Origin of the sequence: Marinobacter sediminicola (assembly GCF_031157525.1) — a bacterium.
Classification (GTDB): Bacteria; Pseudomonadota; Gammaproteobacteria; order Pseudomonadales; family Oleiphilaceae; genus Marinobacter; species Marinobacter sediminicola.
The window spans coordinates 1-19,598 of the sequence record NZ_JAVIXR010000015.1 but is presented as its reverse complement, the minus strand read 5'-3'; the positions used below and the strand labels follow the sequence as shown (position 1 = coordinate 19,598).

Here is a 19,598-nt window from a genome sequence, read left to right as displayed (position 1 = left end):
AATGCAGCAAGAGGCAAAAAACACCAGCGAGATAATTCATGGAATTTGGCTGGGTAAGAAGATGTCGCCGCTTGGCCATGCTTGCGTAGATGACTGGAGAAAACAGGGTTTCAATTACAGGTTGTGGACCGAATCGGACACGGAAATTCTTCAATGGATAGAGGGGTGCCGGTTTGCACGCGAGTGTTTTCGTCGAGGCCTGTATGCGTTTGTTACTGACTACTTGCGACTAAAAATTCTTCAAAAGTTTGGAGGACTGTATCTCGATCTAGACGTGACAATACGCAGGAACCCTTTTCCCCTTTTCCAGGATTTGATGTTCGCGGTGGGGTATGAGGCCGACTCGAGGATTGGTACATGTGCTATTTTCGCACAGAAAAATTCGAAAATTCTGGCGGAATTAATCTCCTTCTACGAGGCTGGAATATGGACATCCCCTTTATATATCGGCCCACATATTTTCACGGAGATTTTGATCGACAGCAGCGTTTGTGATTTGGAACCTTCGAAGATCTTCCCTCGGCACTATTTTAACCCTTACCAAGGTGAGGATATCTTTTTTGAGTGCACTGCTGACGCTTATCTCGTGCATTGGTATCAGCACAGCTGGAAAAGGTCTCGAAAAATGGTTTTCTTGAAGGCCAAGCACCTTGGGTTCTGGGGGAGGTTTTATACATGGCAAAAGTATTTTTTCCAGGTGAGGCTACGAGGATGAAAAGTGCTCGTGTTTCTCAGAGCTGAAAGAAAAGCTGTAGATGACCCCGTAGAAAACTGTAAAGACGTATATCCCATCCCACATATAGAAAAATGACTCGAAAGTATTGATAGTGAGCCAGATGATAAGGGTGAAGATGGAAAATATTACCCATTTAGCCCCTTCTGCCCCTTTCTTTTCTCTGATGATCCTGGCGACAGGGAAGATAATAATAAAATAGATTAATGTCGCACCCACTATGCCATAGCTTAGAAGAGTCTCAATGTGGGAGCTGTGAAGGTGTTTGAATTCTGACCTGACCCACCCGGGAAGACTTTCAGCCGCTACGATTACATCTTCCTTTATGTCTTCTCCGTTGCCAAAAACTGGACGTTCTGCAATCCAGTGACTCGCTTCGAACCACGAATGAATTCGTATCCCGATGCTTGTGTCATTGGGTATTTCTGAAATGTCGCCGTGCGTAATTTTACTAAGAGTTGAGCTCTCTGCACTGGCGCGGTTTTGCACTACGTCGAGGTTCGTAGCAAGTGCTCCGATGATACCGATTAATGCATACAGGATAACCATCGGGGCTATCCGAATCTGGATAGTTCCGGTCGCTTTCAATAGTGCAGGTGCAAGCCCTACGCATATAGCAATAGGTAGCCATGCTTGGCGAGACTGTGCAGCTATTGTTATCGCTATGAATATGGCTATAAATAGCAGAGACACCAGCTTTTTAATGATTTCCAGTCTTCGGCTTAAATGAGTGTTTGAAAACATCAAGAAAATGGATGCGAGAAGACCGAACGCCGCTATCAATGAGGTGTGCTGGGCGTTTCGTAGTCCAAAACTTACCCTCACACCGGAAGCAGCACGATTGAGTTCTTCTGTGAGCTCTGCGGGAGCTGTTATGAATAAAAGTAGAGCGCCACAGCAGTAGGCGAGCAGAACCAATGCTATGCGCTGCTCATTGCCCTGTATCCAGTATGCCAGGAACCAGAATATGAAAAAGGTATAGAGGCTGAAAGGAGAGGGAGTCGGCAGGGCGAGCTCAGGAATAAACAGGGTGCTGTTCAGCCACGACGCGGTTGGCACGATCAGCGAGATCAGAAAGAGGCGCGGATAAGCATCAGTTTTCATGTGGTGACCGGCTTTAAACGCGTGATACAAAGTACCCAAAACAAGGAGCCCCAGCGCAACATCGCCGATATCGCGATAGGATCGTTTGAAAAGAATAAACAATACGACGCAAGCGAGCATCAAGAGCTCAAGATACGGCTTTGGGGCTTCAAGCTTTTGGATGAATTTTTTGGGTGAGGTTTGGATGGCTGTCACAGTTGGGATGCTTTATCGGTTTCTATATTCGCAGAAGGGGGCAGCTGTTCTATGCCATTTTGGGTCGTCAATATCTTATTTGCTTCAACGCCACGTCGAAAATCTTTGTTCTTTTTTACTAAAACGGGATCAACATACCCTCTCTTATGATCCAGATGAATCACGATCGCGTTATAGCGAACGTGCTTCGGTTTGATGCCGTTGTTAATCAGTCTCACACCAAACTCCCTGTCTTCACCGCCATAAGCCATGGTCTCATCAAAGCCATTTACTGCAAGAACATCTGCCTTCCAGGCGGAGCCATTGGAGCCTTTAAATCGGCACCGGGTTGGTGTCAGAGTGTTGTACATTTTTGCCTGCCAGCGGTTAGCAGTCAGTTTGCTGTTTTTGTAGCTTGTTTTAAGGCCATGCTGTTTTAGCCATGCCAGATCGAAACAGCGGCCAGTTAGAATGTCATCTTTCGAAATGGCGTCGCTCGTGCCCATTGGCAACTTGTGGTAGCCGCCCGAGAGAAACCGGCCAGGAGCCGCTTCGCTGGCGTGCACTTCAAGAAAGTCATTTCTGGGGATGCAGTCACCGTCCGTGAATACCAGATAATCAGCGCTGGCTTCCAGAACCGCTTTGTTGAGAATTCGGCATTTGCGGAAACCGTTGTCGGTTTGCCAGACATGCTTGATGGTCATGCCGGTTTCTGTGCGCATCTTGTCAATCAGTGCGCGGGTGTCATCGCCCGAACCATCGTCTGCCATAATGATTTCGAAGTCTTTGTGAGACTGTACGCTGTAGCCCCAAAGCACTTTTTCCAGCCAACGGGGGGAGTTGTAAGTGCTTATGATGACAGATAGCTTCATGTAAATTGTCTCACATCGAAATGTGTATAAGATGGCTCGAACATATGTTGAGCAAGGTGCGCCAGCGACTTGATAGGGAGCGCAGCACCCCGGGAATTTCCGGGCAAGTGTATCGCGTGCCGGGGTATAACTGAAGTGCGTGAATACTCACACGAGGTTGTCAGATGAAAGTATGCCAAGTGATGGCCGGCGATGGGGACGGCGGTCTGGAAAATCATTTCGTTGAGCTGAGCCGCGGTTTGGCAGGCTTGGGTTGCGATGTTGTTGCCATAGCCCACGAAAAGTACCGAGCTCGTTTTGAGTCGCCGGTAAGGTTTATCTCACTTGATCTTAGCGCTGGGCGCCGTAACCCCGTTCTTCTGGCTCGGCTTGCCCTGATTTTGCGAAGGGAGGCACCGAACATTGTCCATGCCCATGCAAACAAAGCGGTAGAGATGCTGGCACGTGTTCGGGCGGTGGTGCCAGGGTATCGGATTGGTTCCATTCATAGCCGCAAGAGTTCCACCAGAATGTTCTCCCATATGAACACGGTCATTGGAGTAAGCAACGGTGTCGTTTCGAACGTTGATCACCCTGATTTGCGGGTTGTTTACAATGGGATGATGCCTTATTCCAGCCCCTCAATGGATCGAAAGGCACTCGCGCAAGCCTTCGGTTTAGACCCGGATATGCGAATTTCGCTGGCGGTTGGCAGGCTGGTGCCAGTCAAGGCATTGGATAATCTGATTCTGGCATGGCGGCCCAGTCATGGGCAGTTGGTTATTGTTGGGGAGGGGCCCGAGCGAACCAGACTTGAGGCAACTATTCGTCGGCAGGGGCTTGAGCAATGTGTGAAGCTGGCTGGTTTTCGGGCAGATGTTCGCGGAATGATGCAAGCGGCGGACCTTCTTGTGTTCGCCTCTCACCGGGAGGGCTTCAGCTATGTTCTGGCTGAAGCTTTATTAAGTGGCCTGCCTGTGCTGTCTACCAGGGTGCCGGGTGCAGAAGAAGTGCTACCCCAAGACTATCTGGTTGAATGCAATAATATCGATGCGCTTAGTTGCAAATTAACCTGGCTGGCAGAGAACCCTGACGTTGCCAGACAGAGCCAGCGTCCGGTTTTTCTATGGGCTCAGCAAGCGCTTACGTTTGACAGCATGGTTGCGGAAACTTTTGGTATTTACAGAGAAGTGATGGGCACAACGTGACTATGCTCAAGGTTTTGATTCTATCGGACGGTGTCCCTGGCCATGTGAGCCAAGCGCGGGGTCTGGTGGATTGGCTTTCGACGCGCTATGAGCTTGTTTGCGTCGAGCAAACAGTGGCATTGCGTGTCAGATCACTGTCTCGGCTTTTGTTGCCCTATGTGCTCAGAATCAACCGTGCCGGCCCGCACATTGGTACAGTTTTCTATGACTCTGGCATGCTCGGCTCTGAGACTACGCGCCCGGATCTGATTGTGTCCGCGGGTGGTAATACGTCGTTTTTGAATGTAGCACTGGCTCGAAAGTGGTCTGTGCCCAATATCTTTCTGGGCTCCGGCCGCAGGCTGCATTCGAGTGAGTTTTCGGCGCATCTGACGCTCGAGCCAACGGGGCAGTCGCACAACATCGTTATGGATCTGGTTCCAACAGCAACGAATCCGAGCGAGCCGGCAGAGAATGGGGGTGCGCTAAGAGATAGGCTGCAACTGAAGAATAGGCAGCCACTTTATAGTCTTGTTGTCGGTGGTGATGGTGCCGGTTATTCTTTTGATGAAACCACATGGAGCCAGATTGGTGGCTTGGTTGAAGGTTTGTCCAGGCGCGATAATTGCCGGTGGCTTGTGACGACTTCCCGGCGCACTGGCTGCGCTGGTGAGCAGTTACTAAAGAAGGCTCTGCCGGTTTCACTGTTGGCGGATTCGGTTTGGTGGAGTGAATCGCCGAGAAAGGTAATGAATAGCTATTTGGACGCGTCAGATGCGGTGTTTGTTACTGCGGATAGTATGACAATGATCAGTGAAGCCATCGCGAGCCAAAAGCCGACAACTGTTCTGAAGCCTGCGGATGGAAAGCCGCCTGAGCGTTATCATAAAGCGCTTGAGCGGTTTGAGTTGGCAGGATATTGCAAGCTGTGGACGTTAGGGGCGGCCATGCCCAGTTTGCCAGCCAACGCCAATATCGATAATCATGCTCGAGATCTTTTGCTCTCACGACTGGAACAGCAGATCCCCAGCTTACTTCGACACTCTTTGGCATCTAGTGCGCGTTAATTTAGAGTGGGCTGATTCTGGCTTTTGCTTTAAGGAGATTCTGGTAAACCTCCAGTGTCGCCTCCGTCTGCGCTTGCAGCCGAAACCGATAAGGAATTTCGATATCTGATGTTTCGCTGTTTAGCAGCCTTACTGCCACCCTGGCAAACTCATGGGTGTCATCAGGTGTCACAAGCCCATCCCGAAAACACGCCTGCAGTGTTTCTGCGGCACCGCCACGGTTAAACGCAACTACCGGCGTGCCGGAGGATAGCGCTTCGGTGACTGTGCGGCCGAAGGGCTCGGGCTTTGTCGACATGTGGCACACCAGGTCGGCGAACAGATAGAGTTCCGCCATATCGTCCCGCTGCCCAAGGAAGGTTACCTTGTCGGTAAGCCCGAGCTTCGTGCGGTGCTGTTCGAGTTCCTGCATGAAGCGCTCTTTGCCGGGCTCTGCACCGCCAACAATAATGCCGTGGCAGTCTGCCTGTTCGCGGGTGATTTCTGCCATGGCTTCAAGAAACTGCAGCTGGCCCTTCCAGCGGGAAATCCGCCCCGGCATCATGAGAATCCGTTTGTTCTCAAGGTGTGGGAATTGTGTAAACAGTGCTTGTCGCCATGCGTCGTTCAGCTCTCGTTGTTGAAAGTATTCCACATCCACGCCGCGCTGTATCACGGTCAACTGTTGCTCTGGCACCTTATAGTTTTCGGTAATGTAGCTGCGCACACAGTTTGATACTGCGATGACATGGTCGGATTTTGCCATGATGGCGCTGTAGGGATTCACGGAGTACATGCCGTGGAAGGTTGAAATAATCAGTGGCTGCTGGCGCGCCGGCAACCCTTTACATGCCAAACGCACGATCCAGGCCGGCATGCGCGAGCGCACGTGGATAATGTCTGGTTGCAACTCCCGTATCAGGTTTCGCATGGGGCGAATTTGCCCAAAAGACGCAGGTGATTTGCGATGAATGGGCATTTTGACGTGGGTTGAGCCCTGTTCCTCAAGGCGCTCCACCAGAGGGCCGCCACTTGATATAACATAGGATTCGTGGCCGTGCCGCACAAGGTCAGCCGCAAACTCAACAGTTCCCCGTTCTACTCCGCCGCTGTAGAGCGCCGGTAATGCCTGAAGAATTCTCAAGGAATCGTCCTCTTTGATCTTTTCTGCTTTTCAGTACGTGGGGTAAGCCAGCGCTGAATCACCCATTGAGCCGCTCGGTCTGCTTCCCAGAAAGGCTCTTCCTGGCCAGTTTTGCCCCCCATCACTGTTGCATGATCGCTCCAGCGTGCTACATGGCCCGCTGCAACCAATTGTTGCACGCCTTTGACTACACGGCTTTCGGAACGCTCAGGTAGCTGGAACAACCCGGTTGGCACGCCGGATGTGGCAGCCTCACACGCCATGGACATGCTGTCAGGTGTTACCCAGATGGCCCGGGATGCCGCAATGTTGTGGGCTAGCCAGTCTTCATGGGTTTTGTCAGGGTCTGCTACGGTAATTTTGAGGCTGGCGAGCTCGCTCACTCTCTCCCTGAGGGCTTGCGGTGTTCTTCTTGAACCGCTGATCGTCCATCGCCATTGGGGGTATTCTCCGATCAGATTTATAACTTGCCCGAAAACAACGTCATCGTCCCAGTTGTAATGGGGTGACGGGCCGCCGAGTAACAACAAGGCTTCGGGCTTTTCGGTAATTCGGGCAAGGGGAGTGACTGTGTTAATGGCACCTTCTGTAATCAGTGTGTCTCCGTCAGGTGCAATGCCATCATGGGCAGGAATGATGGCCCCGTCGATCCAGCTGCGCGGGAACCCGGGTTTCATGATGACCAGAGTTTTGGTGTTCCTGAGCCGCCGCAAGGACAGCAGCAGTTTGTGAGTGCCTGTGCCGGCTGCGATGATCAAGTCAGGGTGGGGGAGGGACTTGTCCAGCGCAGGCGGAATCGCCAAAAGTGCGCGCCACAATGGAATACGGATATCTGGCGCTGATAACCAGAACAGGCTTGCGCCAACTTTTACCCGTAGCCGATTGCCAAGGCCCTTTAACTGATTCCGGTGCCCGGGTTTATTGTCTGTGAGCAGCCAGATTACAGGTGCCGCTTGAGTGCTATTTGTCGCCATAAAAACCTGGGTCGTTTATATCTGGCCGCGTTTTGAAGCGGCGGTGCATCCAGAGGTACTGGTCGGGCGCTCGCCGAATCTCACGCTCGAGAATCTGGTTGATCTCAGTCGCATCCTGCATGTCATCGCCGCCCGGAAAAGGCTCCAGCGGGGGGTGAAAGTAAATGTCGTAACCGGGTTTATCCTGCCGCCGGAAGTGGCTGAATGGAACCACCATACAGTGGCTGCGCGCAGCAATACGAGATGTGGCCGTGATGGTGCCAGTCGGTATGCCGAAGAATGGCGCGAAAACAATATCCTTGCGGCCATAGTCCTGATCTGTGGCGTACCACACAGTGCGATTTTGTTTAAGGCTGCGGAACAGGCCGCGAAGATCCCGTGCACCCAGAGCGGTCCCATACCGGCGCTCCCTTGCGCGGGTCATGATGGCATTCATCAATGGGTTGTTGTGGTCTCGCTGCATTACGTCTGCTTCAATGTACTCGGTAACCAGGCTACCTCCAAGGTCCAGGGTGCTGTAATGGCCGCCAAGCAAGAGCACACCGTTGCCTTTGGCCAAAGCGCTGTCCAAATGCTCCTTTCCGTGCACTTCCGTTATCCCCATAAGCTTTGCCGGGTTCCGAAACCAGGCTATGCCCAGCTCCATCAGGCCGATTCCATTTGCGATAAAACTATTACGAACCAGCGCACCTTGTTGTGCCTGCGTGAGCTCAGGAAAGCACAGTCGTATATTGACCTCGGCAATATGGCGCCGCCGCTTGGCAAAACGCCATGCGAGAAGACCTATGCACTTGCCAAGCCACCACTGGAAGCGAATGGGAAGCTGGGCCGCGCACCACATAACAGCAATTCCGATCCAGGTCGGCCACCAGCGGGGGTGGCGATAGGCTGAGTAGTCTGTATTTCGCGCCTGGTTGCGGTGTTTTTTCTTCACTTGAAAATCTGTCCTGCTAGCTCAGTGAGTTGCTGCTTTGGCTATGTTGCCCAGCATGGTCAGTCGGAAGCAAATTATCAGGGTTTGCGCTATGATACCGCACTGATTTGCAGGGGGTACTGCGTGCTTCAACTTATCTATTCACAACTTATACGCCTGGCGTTGCCGTTTATTCTTCTGCGTCTGTGGTGGCAGGGCCGCCAAGCACCCGAACTCCGCATTAATTGGCAGCAGCGCTTGGGGTTTGTGCCCCGAGCCAGCGGCACGGTTGTTTGGGTGCATGCTGTGTCGGTAGGTGAAACCATTGCCGCTGCGCCCATGGTGCGAAGACTGCTCGCTCGCAACCCCAATATTACTATCCTGATGACTGCCATGACCGACACCGGCCAAGCACAGGCCATGAAAATGTTCGGCGATCAGGTGCAGTATGCCTATGCCCCCTATGATACCCCCGGCGCGATTCGGCGCTTCCTGAACCGGGTTAATCCCAGAATACTGGTTATTATGGAAACGGAGATATGGCCGAACATGATTCGCCAGAGCCGGTCCCGTGGGGTTCCTGTCTTCCTTATCAACGCCCGGCTTTCCGAGCGCTCTGCGCTGGGTTATGAGCGCGTCAAACGCCTGGTTGCGCCGATCATGCGCAGTATTAGTTGGGTGGCTGCGCAGGCTGAAAAGGATGCGGAGCGTTTTCGACGAATAGGAGTTGCGTCATCCAAAGTAGCTGTTACTGGCAGTGTAAAATTTGATGTGGATATTCCTGACTCAGTGCGGGCAGCATCGCGGGTACTAAAGAGCAGTCTATCTGTTCGTCCTGTATGGATTGCCGGTAGCACCCATGAAGGTGAGGATGCCCAGTTGCTGGCGGCACACACGCAACTTTTGCAGCATAGGGCCGATGCACTATTGATTGTCGTGCCTCGCCACCCTGAGCGCTTTGAGTCTGTGGCAGAGCTGATCAGCAAGCAGGGGTTCTCTCTGGCGCGTCGATCTTTGGGGGATGAACCCTCGAGTGCTCAGGTATATCTGGGCGACACCATGGGTGAGCTGATGATGCTCTATGGCGCCAGTGATGTGGCATTTGTGGGTGGCTCATTGATTGAGCGTGGCGGACACAATCCTTTGGAGCCGGCGGGTTGGGGAATTCCCGTTGTTTCCGGACATAACGTATTCAATTTTGAAACCATCTACGAACGGCTTCTTGATGATGGTGGGGTAACCATGGTTAGCGATGCTGATGAGCTGTTTTGCCACCTGCGCGCACTGTTCAGTAATGCTGACGAGCGCCTAGCCAGTGGCCAGCGCGCATTGTCGGTGGTCAACAAGAACAGGGGCGCATTGGATCGGGTCGTTGATGGGATTATCGAGCGGGTTTGAATCGGATTGGCGTAGGGAGTCTGCACGTTGTGGGTGGGGAGGCGTACTCCCCACCCTGTCTTGATCTTCGTTCTGGCTGCGTAACTTAGCGAGTCGGGTCTTGCAGAGTTTCTTTGTCGTTAGCCAGAGCCTCAATCCCGGGGGCCGTGGCGCTCAGCCACTCGTTCAGCTCAATAAGGTCCCTCGGGCTAAGCGTGCCGGCAGCCTGCTTTAGCCGAAGGGTATTTGTTACATAATCGTAGCGAGCATTGGCATAATCATTCAGTGCCACGTAGTAGGCGCGCTCTGAATCCAGTACCTCGACGATGTTGCGGGTGCCGACGTCATACCCCGCACGGGTCGCGTCCAATGCGCTGCGACGGGAAATAATGGTTTGCTTCAACGCAGATGCGGTCTCTACGTTGTTGTTTACGGTCAAGTACAGGCTGCGGGTGCTCACTCTTACGTCGCGGCGTGTTGTGTTCAGATCTTCCTGAGCTACCGTTACCAGCGAACGCTGCTGCCGAACGCCAGCTTGAGTACCGCCACCCATATACAGCGGTACGTTAAGCTCAAGGCCGATAACACCCTGGGTTCCTTCCTGTTGAGTTTGCTTGGCGCCATCAAGTTCAGTTTGTCCATAGGAGGCGACCAGGTCGAGCGTCGGCATATGACCGGATTTTGCGACATCCAGATTAGCTTCGCTTGAATCCAGCACTGACATCGCAGCTTGTATCGCCCAGTTCTGTTCAAGAGCCGTCATTTCCCACGCGGACGGGTCCATGGGCTCTGGCTGCCCCAAGGGAAAGTTCTGACGCAAGTTCTGCAAGTCTTCGGAGTATTCGCCTGTAAAACGAGCCAGTTGCTCCCGAGCGATATTCGTCTGGTTTTCCGCCGCTATCCTTATGCTTCTGGCATCGTCATAGCTGGCGCGGGCTTCATAAACTTCTGTGATGGCGATCAGGCCAACATCAAAACGCTCTTGTGCCTGTTCGTATTGGCGGCGAATTGCTGCCTCGCCAGCCCTGGCAGTTGTTACCGTGTCTTGCGCCCGCAACACGTTGAAATACGCCGTGGCGACATCAAGAATCAGTTGCTGCTGCGCCAGGTTGTATTGAGCTTGCGCGGCTTCCGTCTGGAATTTGCTGGAGTCATACCGAAACCAGTTGTCCGCACGGAAAACGGGCTGAGTCAGGCGCACGCCGTAGTTGAATGCTTTATAGCTGTCCCCCTGGCCATTCTTGGCATCGAAATCCGTGTGGTTTGCATTTGCGTAGGCGCCAATTTGGGGCAGCAGAGTACTTTTGCTGATGTCGCTGCCTGCCTGCTGGGATTCAAATCTGGCCTGGGCTGCCGCGATGCCGGAGTCGTAAGAGAGTGCTTTCTCATAGGTCTCAACCAGATCTAGGGAAAGGGCCGGCTGAGCCGCCAATAGGCCGATAAGTCCGGAAAGCAATCGTTTCTTCATTATTACTCCTGAGTATGTGTGCGCGCCTACGCCCACCTGGGGCGCTGAAAAGGAATGCCAGATTGTCCCACGGTGACATGGGAGCAACATCGGTAATGGCATGGTTAAACAAGCCGGCTGAAACAATTTGACCATTATGGACAATAATTACGCTCAGCTCTACACTTGCATACAGCACTCACTTTGAGTGCTATAGATTACAGACTCGCGTCTTGACGGGGTGCTGGCTGTTTGACTTGTTCAGATAGCCGGCTGAGATTGCATCGCAGAACCCGCGACCTGATCCGGATAATACCGGCGTAGGGATTGAGACCAAGCTATCGAAGAGCCAGGAACACCTGCAAACTCTATGGTGTCGGCTCCCTCCGTCATGCGCGACCCGAATATCCAATAAAATTCCGGGAGCAAATGATGACCGATCTGCCAACTTACCTCAGTGATTCCGCGCGCGTAGATTCTGCTGCGGTTCAACCCTTGCCGGGCTCACGTAAAATATACGTTCAGGGTAGTCGTTCTGACCTGCGGGTGCCTATGCGTGAAATATCCGTGCAGGATACGCCCACAGAAATGGGTGGCGAGAAAAACCCACCGGTGGTGGTGTACGACACCTCCGGCATATACACAGACCCTGACGCCACAATCGATCTGCGCAAAGGCCTTCCGGCCATCCGCGCTGCCTGGATTTCGGAGCGTGAAGATACCGCACCTTTGTCCGGCTACACCTCGGAATACACCCGCCGCAGAATGAAAGACCCTCAGCTTGACCCGCTTCGTTTTATGGACGAACGCAAGCCTCTCAGGGCGCTGGCAGATAAAAACGTTACCCAGATGCACTACGCCCGCAAAGGCATCATTACGCCGGAGATGGAATACATCGCCATACGGGAAAACATGAAGCTGCAGGAAGCTCGAGAGCAAGGCTTGGCAGATGATCAGCACCCTGGCCAATCTTTCGGAGCCAGTATTCCAGCAGAAATTACCCCCGAGTTCGTGCGCAGCGAAGTGGCCCGGGGCAGGGCAATTATCCCTGCCAACATCAATCACCCGGAATCCGAACCGATGATCATCGGCCGCAACTTTTTGGTGAAGATCAACGGCAACATCGGTAACTCAGCGGTTACCTCTTCAATTGAAGAAGAAGTGGAGAAACTCACCTGGGGCATCCGCTGGGGTTCCGATACCATCATGGATCTCTCCACCGGCAAGAACATTCACGAAACCCGCGAATGGCTGATCCGCAACTCACCGGTTCCCGTTGGCACAGTGCCTATCTATCAAGCTTTGGAAAAAGTAGGCGGTGTAGCAGAAGACCTCACGTGGGAAATCTTCCGGGATACATTGATTGAGCAAGCAGAGCAGGGCGTAGACTACTTCACCATCCACGCCGGAGTGCGCTTGCACCATGTGCCCATGACGGCAAAACGCACCACAGGCATCGTCTCCCGTGGCGGCTCCATCATGGCGAAATGGTGTCTGGCTCACCACAAAGAAAGCTTTTTGTACGAGCACTTCGAAGATATCTGCGAAATCATGAAAGCCTACGACGTCTCCTTCAGCCTAGGAGACGGCCTGCGCCCCGGCTCCATAGCCGATGCAAACGATGCAGCCCAGTTCGGCGAACTGGAAACCCTGGGCGAACTCACCAAAATTGCCTGGAAGCACGACGTACAATGCATGATCGAAGGCCCCGGCCACGTGCCCATGCACCTGATCAAAGAAAATATGGACAAGCAGTTGGAGTGTTGCGACGAAGCTCCGTTCTACACCCTTGGGCCGCTGGTCACCGACATTGCTCCGGGCTACGACCACATAACCTCTGGCATAGGCGCTGCCATGATCGGCTGGTTTGGCTGCGCGATGCTTTGCTACGTCACCCCGAAAGAGCACTTGGGGTTGCCAAATAAAGACGACGTAAAAACCGGCATCATCACCTACAAAATCGCCGCCCACGCAGCCGACCTGGCGAAAGGCCACCCCGGTGCCCAAATTCGCGACAACGCGCTTTCAAAAGCCCGTTTTGAGTTCCGCTGGGAAGACCAGTTCAACCTCGGCCTCGACCCAGACACCGCCCGAGCCTTCCACGACGAAACCTTACCCAAGGAATCCGCGAAAGTAGCCCACTTCTGCTCCATGTGCGGCCCGAAATTCTGCTCCATGAAAATCTCCCAGGAAGTTCGCGATTATGCGGCTGAGCATGGTATTGACGAGATTTCAGCAGTGGATGCGGGAATGAAAGAGAAGTCTCGGGAGTTCGTGGAATCCGGGAGTAAGCTTTACGACAAAGTCTGAGCATAGTTTTTCAGGCATGTGAGTTCGGAGTAAACGCAGAATTTGCTAAGGAGAATAGAGCGTAAAATAACTTACGGATGTTGATCCCGTTTTGTGTTTAAAAGCGGACAGCACAAAGTTGAATCGGTTGTGGCAAGGACGGCTTTCCAAAACTGTGCGGAGCCATGGATGGCGGAGCCAAGCGTACATGGATGTATCTACAGCGTGTTTTGGAAAGCCGTCCTTGCCACAACCAGCCCCACCCAAAGCAGGCTTGCAATAAACAACACCAACCGGCTATCGTGCAAAACCGATTTCAAAACAGAGTAAAGCATGACCAAGCCGTTCCAGTTCAAAGCCAGCGATGTCAAAGTCGAAAAGCGCGAAACCGTCTTCCAGGGCTTCTTCCGCATGGACAAACTATGGCTGACACACCCGCGCTTTGATGGCCGAAACATGCCAGAGTTTACCCGCGAACTCTTTATCCGCGGCGACGCCACCTGCGTACTCCCCTATGATCCAGAAAGAGACGAAGTTGTACTGCTTGAACAATTCCGCCTGGGCGCAATAGGGCGCGATCAGTCCCCCTGGTTGCTGGAGCTGATCGCCGGAATGAACGAAGAGGGCGAAAGCAGCGAAGAGGTTGCTCAAAGAGAAGCTGAAGAAGAAGCTGGCCTCAGCTTCAGCAAACTCGAAAAAATCTGCGATTACCTGGTGTCCCCAGGTGGCACTACAGAAATGGTTTACCTCTACTGTGGCAAAGTCAGCACCGAATCCGCGGGAGGCCTGTTCGGCCTCGAAGAGGAAAGTGAAGACATTCGTGCCCATGTGGTTTCAGCAGATGAAGCCATAGCAATGATCAGTGATGGCCGCATCAATAACGCAGCGGCAATCATCGCCATGCAGTGGCTGCAGATCAACCGTGCCAGGCTGCGGGCAGGGTGGTAGCCATGAGTGAGTGGGCAATGAAACCCAAACGTTACGTGCCGGATCTGCGCCAGCTCGGTGCCTTGTGTGATGGCAATTACCAGCGTCTTTGCAGGCTGCGCCAACTGAGAGTAGACGAAAAGCCTATATCCGACATCGAGTTACATCGGGAAAATGAATATTTGGGCCGCGTTCGAATCCAGGTTCTGCAAACAGCCCGATACACTGAAACCCTCCTGCTGGAGCAGATCCATAACAGTGGGCGCTGGCTCAACAACCCGAAGATGACGGTTCGGATATACCATGACGCCACTATGGCAGAAGTTATCAGTTGCTATCGTGACACGCAGATCGCGCCGGTTAACGACTACCCAAACCGGTTCATGCACCATCCCGATGAGAAGGTTCAGGTCAATGGTTTTCTCGCAGATTGGCTTGAGTACTGTTTGAGATTTGGACACTTGCCCTTGGAGCACGCCACCTGGACGTCAGGTGAAGGTACCCGTTGAGCTCGTTTCTCATTCATTCGATGACACGCTGAGCATTGAAAGGGCGAATGTGGTTGGCAAATTGTGCAAAATTTTGTCAACGTTGAGTCAGAATGTGACGCGGGTTCCAGTCATGAGTAATCAATCCAGTGGCTGACAACGTACACTCATTGTGATGACGTGGGAGCTAATAAAAATCAGCTGCCATTGAACCTATTCCTTAATCGATGGCTGTAAGCAGACCATAAGCATCATGACCTCAACGGAAGCCTCCCCGACACTTCGGGTACTGCAGTTAACGGATCCGCACTTGATGGCCGCCGCCGATGGCGCGTTGCTTGGTGTAAATACCCGCGACAGCCTCGAAGCAGTCATAGCTGAGGTACTCAAGACCCACGGTCAGCCAGATCTGGTCCTTGTGACCGGCGACCTTGCTCAGGACGGCTCGGAAGAAGCCTATCGCGTTCTTGGGGAGCGCCTTGGTGCGTTTAACTGCGGGTCAGCCTGGATTGCGGGTAATCATGACCAGGTAGCCAGTTTGAAAACCGTTGCTGCAGGTTACGGTGCAGACCGTCGGCATGTAATGCAGGGTGGCTGGCAATTCATTCTTCTGGACTCATCGGTGCCAGGAAAAGTTCACGGAGAGCTTTCTGAATCTGAGCTGGGGTTCCTTGAAGACATGCTAGAACAGCATCCGGATGTACCTGCGCTCGTATCTCTGCACCACCACCCCGTTGATATTGAAACGGACTGGATGACAGACATTGGCCTGCAGAATCGTGACGAGTTTTGGCAACTGATTGATCGGTTTCCTCAAGTAAAGATCGTGTTGTGGGGCCACATTCACCAGACCTTTGAGCAGCAAAGAAACGGCGTGCACTTGTTGGCTACGCCGTCCACCTGCATTCAGTTTACCTCCGGCTCACGCAAGTTCTCTGTAGATGACCTGGCGCCCGGGTATCGTTGGTTTGAGCTCCAGGCTTCCGGCGACTTCACTACGGAGGTCTGCCGGGCCCGGAGTTTCGAGTTTGAGCTGGATCAAAACAGCACCGGTTACTGAGCCGCTTCTGCCAGCTCCTGCTCTGCAACGTCACTTCCTGCGTTTTGCCCGCGAAGCTCTCGTGCTGCTGCCACCATTGCTTCCAGAGCAGGTGTGACTTCCTCCCAACGGCGGGTTTTCAGACCGCAGTCCGGGTTTACCCACAAACGCTCTGTGGGGATCCTCTCTGCCGCCTTGTTCATCAAGTCTGTTATTTGCTCCACCCGTGGAATGTTAGGTGAGTGAATGTCATATACGCCCGGGCCAATATCGTTGGGATATTCAAACCCTTTGAAAGCATCCAGCAACTCCATGGCCGAGCGTGACGTCTCGATGGTGATTATGTCGGCATCCATACGGGCAATGGCCCCGATGATGTCGTTGAACTCCGAGTAGCACATGTGGGTATGAATCTGAGTGTCATCCTGTACGCCATTGGCGCTGATGCGGAAGGCTTCGATCGCCCACTCCAGATAGGTATTCCAGTCTGACTGGCGCAGTGGCAAGCCTTCACGCAAGGCGGCTTCATCAATCTGGATAATCCCTACTCCGGCCTTTTCCAGATCCTGAACTTCTTCGCGCACGGCCAGTGCCAACTGCAGGCAGGTGTCTTTGCGTGGCTGGTCATCCCGCACGAACGACCAGTTCAAAATGGTAACCGGGCCGGTGAGCATGCCTTTCATGGGCTTGTCGGTCAGGGACTGGGCGTATTTGGTCCAGTCTACGGTCATGGCGTTGGGGCGGGTGATGTCGCCAAACAGAATGGGTGGTTTCACGCACCGTGAGCCATAGGACTGCACCCAGCCAAACCGGCTGAACACGTAGCCTTCCAGCTGTTCGCCAAAATACTCCACCATGTCGTTACGCTCTGCCTCGCCGTGCACCAGCACGTCCAGGCCCAGCGCTTCCTGTTGCTCAACACAGTAAGCAATTTCTTCATGGATCCGCGCGGTGTAGTCCTGCTGGCTCAGGTTGCCTTGGCGGAACTCCTTGCGAACCGCGCGTATTTCCGGCGTTTGCGGGAAGGAGCCAATAGTAGTCGTCGGATAAGCGGGTAGCTTGAATCGTTCCTGCTGCAGCTTGGACCGCGTGCTGAACGGGCTCTTGCGCTGGCCATGCTCCGGCGTGATGGCCGACAGGGCTTCCGCAACCGCGGGGTTGTGTACTCTTGAGGACTGGCGTCGACTCTCGATGGCGTTCTGATTGGCGGCCAGCTCTTTGGCTACGGCTCCTCGACCTTCATCAAGTGCTTTCGCCAGAGTGTTTAACTCCTGCAGTTTCTGCCGGGCAAAAGCCAGCCAGTTGCGCACTTCGTCATCCAGCGTGGTTTCACTTTCCAGATCAACCGGTACATGCAGAAGGGAGCATGAAGGTGCCAGCCAAAGACGCTCGCCCAGTTTTTCTTTTAATGGCTCCAGAAGATCCAGAGTGGCATTCAGGTCGGTTTTCCAGATGTTTCGGCCGTTGATAACACCGAGTGACAGCACCTTGTGAGCTGGAAGCCAGTCGGCCAGTTGGGACACCTCATTCGCTGCGCTGATAGCATCCAGGTGAATGCCCGCCACAGACAGTTCGCAGGCAAGTTGCAGGTTTTCCCTTAGCTCGCCAAAGTAAGTGGTCAACAGCAGTTTTACCGGAGCGGTTTTCAGTTCGTGGTAGGCGAGAATGAAAGCATGCTTCCAGTTCGCATCTAGCTCGGTAACCAGTGCCGGCTCATCAATCTGCACCCATTCAGCACCCGCATCCGCGAGCTTCGCCAGTAACTCGGTGTAGATCGGCAGCAGCTTGTCCAGTAACTTCAAACGGTCAGATTCATCTTTGGCTTTCCCCAGCCATAGATAGGTAACCGGGCCGATGATGACAGGCTTGGTGTTTACACCCTGGGCACGGGCTTCCGCCAGTTGCACCAGAATGCGATCAGCATTCAGGCTGAAGTCCGTGTCGGCACTGAATTCAGGCACTATGTAGTGATAGTTGGTGTCGAACCACTTGGTCATTTCGCCTGCATGTACGCTGCAGCAGGCGCTGTCGCTAGGGGAGCGACCCCGGGCTACACGGAAGTACTCGTCCAGTTGCGAGCCTGCATGGACGCTGGCACGCTCAGGCAAATTGCCAAGTGTCGCGCTCATGTCCAGCACTTGGTCGTAAAGCGAAAAATCGCCTACCGGTGCCAAAGCAAGGCCTGCCTGCTCTTGCCAGTTTTGCGCACGTAACTCTGCGGCGGTTTCCTGCAGCGCTTGTTCGCTGGACTGGCCGTTCCAAAGTGCTTCCAACGCAAATTTCAGTTCCCGGCGAGCGCCGATGCGCGGGTAGCCGAGGTTGTGTGTAGTGGTCATCCGGAACTCCTGAATACGTGTTTGTTGGGTTGTTGATAGGAGTTGCCAGATTAGCGTTCCGGGTCAATGAAAAATAATGGTATTATTTCAGGGTTCCATTAATTCTATTCATGGGTCGCTGAATGATTGAACGTAACCATCTGGAAGTTCTCCGGGCTGTTGACGCTGAAGGCTCCCTGACGGCAGCCGCAAGCCGCCTTCACCTTACCCAGTCCGCGCTTAGCCACTCCGTTCGCAAACTGGAGCAGCAGCTGGGAACCCCGCTTTGGTTGCGAGAAGGCCGGCAGCTCAGGCTGACTCAGGCCGGTAGCCACCTGCTGGCACTGGCTAATCGCCTGTTGCCCCAGTTCGAACATGCCGAAATGCTCATCGGCCAGTTCGCCAGAGGGCAGGCAGGCACCCTGCGTATCGGGATGGAATGCCACCCTTGCTATCAGTGGCTGTTAAAAGTTGTTGGCCCCTACCTTGAGCAGTGGCCATCGGTGGATGTAGATGTAAAACAAAAGTTCCAGTTCGGTGGCATCGGCGCGCTGTTTGGTCACGATATCGACATGCTGGTTACGCCTGACCCCTTGCACAGGCCCGGATTGGTGTTTGAGCCAGTGTTTGATTACGAGCAGGTGCTGGTGGTTGCTGCGTCCCACCGCCTCGCAGGCAAACCCTGGGCAGATGCGGCGGATCTGGAAACGGAAACCCTGATTACCTATCCCGTGGCGATCGAACGGCTGGATGTGTTCAACCACATACTGGTGCCCGCAAACATGCGCCCCGCACGCCACAAAACCATTGAGACCACAGACATCATGCTGCAAATGGTCGCCGCCGGCCGTGGCGTAGCGGCGCTACCCCGATGGCTGGTCACGGAATACAGCGACCGGCTGCGCATTGTTCCGGTAAAACTGGGCAAAGAAGGCATATCCAAACAGATATTCCTGGGCTGCCGCGAGCGAGATGTGGGTGTGCAGTATCTCGATTCCTTCATGAAGCTGGCACGAGAGGTTCGCTGGCGCTAAGGTTTCGGTTACACTGCCCAAAATTTTTGTCAGGAATTACCCTTATGAGTGAAACACCTTCTGATCTCAAATACATCGACACCCACCAGTGGGTGCGCGTACACGCTGACGGCACTGCAACCGTTGGCATAACCGACTTCGCCCAGGAGCAACTGGGTGACGTGGTTTATATCGGTGTTCCGGAAGTTGGCGAAACAGTCACCGGCGGCGAAGAAGCTGGCGTGGCCGAATCTGTGAAGTCCGCATCCGATGTGTTCAGCCCGGTAACCGGTGAGGTTCTTGAAGTTAACGAAAGCCTCGAAGACGAGCCAGAGAAGGTCAACGAAGATCCGTACGGCGATGGCTGGATGTTCAAGGTAAAGCTTGCTGATAAAGGTGAGCTTGATGGACTGATGGATGCAGATGCCTACGCCGAGCATGTAGCGGCCGCCGAGTAATTATTGGTACTGGTTCGAAAGCAGTTATAGGCACCTACAGTGTCGAAGCAGTCGGGGCGCACCTCCCAAAACTGTGCGGAGCCATGGATGGCGGAGCCAAGCGTACATGGACGTATTCA

17 protein-coding genes and 1 riboswitch are annotated in these 19,598 nt (G+C 53.6%); of the genes, 10 read left to right on the top strand and 7 right to left on the bottom strand.

Translation table 11 applies throughout. The features are described 5' to 3' along the window. Position 1 precedes the first annotated feature (1 nt). A complete protein-coding gene (locus RG807_RS16065; RefSeq protein ID WP_309045801.1) occupies positions 2–715 on the top strand; it encodes a glycosyltransferase family 32 protein in 714 nt (237 codons plus the stop codon). Here the strand turns inward: RG807_RS16065 and RG807_RS16060 are convergent. Beyond that, the gene (locus RG807_RS16060) at positions 704–2,032 is read right to left on the bottom strand and encodes an O-antigen ligase family protein (RefSeq protein WP_309045800.1); all 1,329 of its coding nucleotides are present in this window, start codon (positions 2,030–2,032) and stop codon (positions 704–706) included. The genes RG807_RS16065 and RG807_RS16060 overlap by 12 nt on opposite strands. Continuing rightward, the gene (locus RG807_RS16055) at positions 2,029–2,883 is read right to left on the bottom strand and encodes a glycosyltransferase family 2 protein (RefSeq protein ID WP_309045799.1); all 855 of its coding nucleotides are present in this window, start codon (positions 2,881–2,883) and stop codon (positions 2,029–2,031) included. The genes RG807_RS16060 and RG807_RS16055 overlap by 4 nt, the downstream gene beginning before the upstream one ends. 164 nt (positions 2,884–3,047) lie before the next feature. On the opposite strand from RG807_RS16055, the gene RG807_RS16050 reads away from it, so the two are divergent. Further along, positions 3,048–4,070, top strand: coding sequence for a glycosyltransferase (locus RG807_RS16050; protein ID WP_309045798.1), 1,023 nt, complete (start codon positions 3,048–3,050; stop codon positions 4,068–4,070). A 2-nt stretch (positions 4,071–4,072) separates the two neighbouring features. Beyond that, positions 4,073–5,116: an ELM1/GtrOC1 family putative glycosyltransferase gene (locus RG807_RS16045; protein ID WP_309045827.1), complete on the top strand. Its 1,044-nt coding sequence runs from the start codon at positions 4,073–4,075 to the stop codon at positions 5,114–5,116. A 1-nt stretch (position 5,117) separates the two neighbouring features. On the opposite strand, the gene RG807_RS16040 is transcribed toward RG807_RS16045, so the two are convergent. The 3 genes from RG807_RS16040 to lpxL are packed head-to-tail and all read right to left on the bottom strand — an operon-like array spanning position 5,118 to position 8,147. Continuing rightward, entirely contained in the window at positions 5,118–6,239 is a 1,122-nt protein-coding gene (locus RG807_RS16040; RefSeq protein ID WP_309045797.1) for a glycosyltransferase family 4 protein, read from the bottom strand. Beyond that, positions 6,236–7,213 (bottom strand): mitochondrial fission ELM1 family protein, encoded by a 978-nt coding sequence (locus RG807_RS16035; protein WP_309045796.1) that lies wholly within the window; start codon positions 7,211–7,213, stop codon positions 6,236–6,238. Before RG807_RS16035 ends, RG807_RS16040 begins: the two co-directional genes overlap by 4 nt. After that, the gene (gene lpxL, locus RG807_RS16030; RefSeq protein WP_309045795.1) at positions 7,200–8,147 is read right to left on the bottom strand and encodes an LpxL/LpxP family Kdo(2)-lipid IV(A) lauroyl/palmitoleoyl acyltransferase; all 948 of its coding nucleotides are present in this window, start codon (positions 8,145–8,147) and stop codon (positions 7,200–7,202) included. Before lpxL ends, RG807_RS16035 begins: the two co-directional genes overlap by 14 nt. Before the next feature lie 123 nt (positions 8,148–8,270). On the opposite strand from lpxL, the gene waaA reads away from it, so the two are divergent. Continuing rightward, positions 8,271–9,524 carry a lipid IV(A) 3-deoxy-D-manno-octulosonic acid transferase gene (gene waaA / locus RG807_RS16025; protein ID WP_309045794.1) on the top strand — a complete coding sequence of 418 codons (1,254 nt, stop codon included), beginning with the start codon at positions 8,271–8,273 and terminating at the stop codon, positions 9,522–9,524. Between the two features lie 85 nt (positions 9,525–9,609). Here the strand turns inward: waaA and RG807_RS16020 are convergent, their stop codons facing one another. Next, positions 9,610–10,971: a TolC family outer membrane protein gene (locus RG807_RS16020; RefSeq protein ID WP_309045793.1), complete on the bottom strand. Its 1,362-nt coding sequence runs from the start codon at positions 10,969–10,971 to the stop codon at positions 9,610–9,612. A 206-nt stretch (positions 10,972–11,177) separates the two neighbouring features. Further along, positions 11,178–11,294, top strand: a riboswitch (TPP riboswitch). 88 nt (positions 11,295–11,382) lie between these two features. On the opposite strand from RG807_RS16020, the gene thiC reads away from it, so the two are divergent. The 4 genes from thiC to cpdA all read left to right on the top strand — a co-directional run bounded on the left by thiC (position 11,383) and on the right by cpdA (position 15,714). Then, the gene (thiC, locus tag RG807_RS16015; RefSeq protein ID WP_309045792.1) at positions 11,383–13,260 is read left to right on the top strand and encodes a phosphomethylpyrimidine synthase ThiC; all 1,878 of its coding nucleotides are present in this window, start codon (positions 11,383–11,385) and stop codon (positions 13,258–13,260) included. Positions 13,261–13,572: 312 nt separating this feature from the next. Beyond that, the gene (locus tag RG807_RS16010) at positions 13,573–14,187 is read left to right on the top strand and encodes an NUDIX domain-containing protein (protein WP_309045791.1); all 615 of its coding nucleotides are present in this window, start codon (positions 13,573–13,575) and stop codon (positions 14,185–14,187) included. A 2-nt stretch (positions 14,188–14,189) separates the two neighbouring features. Then, positions 14,190–14,675 carry a DUF1249 domain-containing protein gene (locus RG807_RS16005; protein ID WP_309045790.1) on the top strand — a complete coding sequence of 162 codons (486 nt, stop codon included), beginning with the start codon at positions 14,190–14,192 and terminating at the stop codon, positions 14,673–14,675. Positions 14,676–14,907: 232 nt separating this feature from the next. Beyond that, the gene (gene cpdA / locus RG807_RS16000) at positions 14,908–15,714 is read left to right on the top strand and encodes a 3',5'-cyclic-AMP phosphodiesterase (protein ID WP_309045789.1); all 807 of its coding nucleotides are present in this window, start codon (positions 14,908–14,910) and stop codon (positions 15,712–15,714) included. Here cpdA and metE read toward each other — a convergent pair. Beyond that, the gene (metE, locus tag RG807_RS15995) at positions 15,708–18,029 is read right to left on the bottom strand and encodes a 5-methyltetrahydropteroyltriglutamate--homocysteine S-methyltransferase (protein ID WP_309045788.1); all 2,322 of its coding nucleotides are present in this window, start codon (positions 18,027–18,029) and stop codon (positions 15,708–15,710) included. The genes cpdA and metE overlap by 7 nt on opposite strands. Positions 18,030–18,151: 122 nt before the next feature. Between metE and RG807_RS15990 the strand changes: the two genes are divergently transcribed. Further along, positions 18,152–19,042 (top strand): LysR family transcriptional regulator, encoded by an 891-nt coding sequence (locus RG807_RS15990; protein ID WP_309045787.1) that lies wholly within the window; start codon positions 18,152–18,154, stop codon positions 19,040–19,042. 44 nt (positions 19,043–19,086) lie between these two features. After that, entirely contained in the window at positions 19,087–19,479 is a 393-nt protein-coding gene (gcvH, locus tag RG807_RS15985) for a glycine cleavage system protein GcvH (RefSeq protein WP_298453262.1), read from the top strand. Positions 19,480–19,598: the final 119 nt, after the last annotated feature.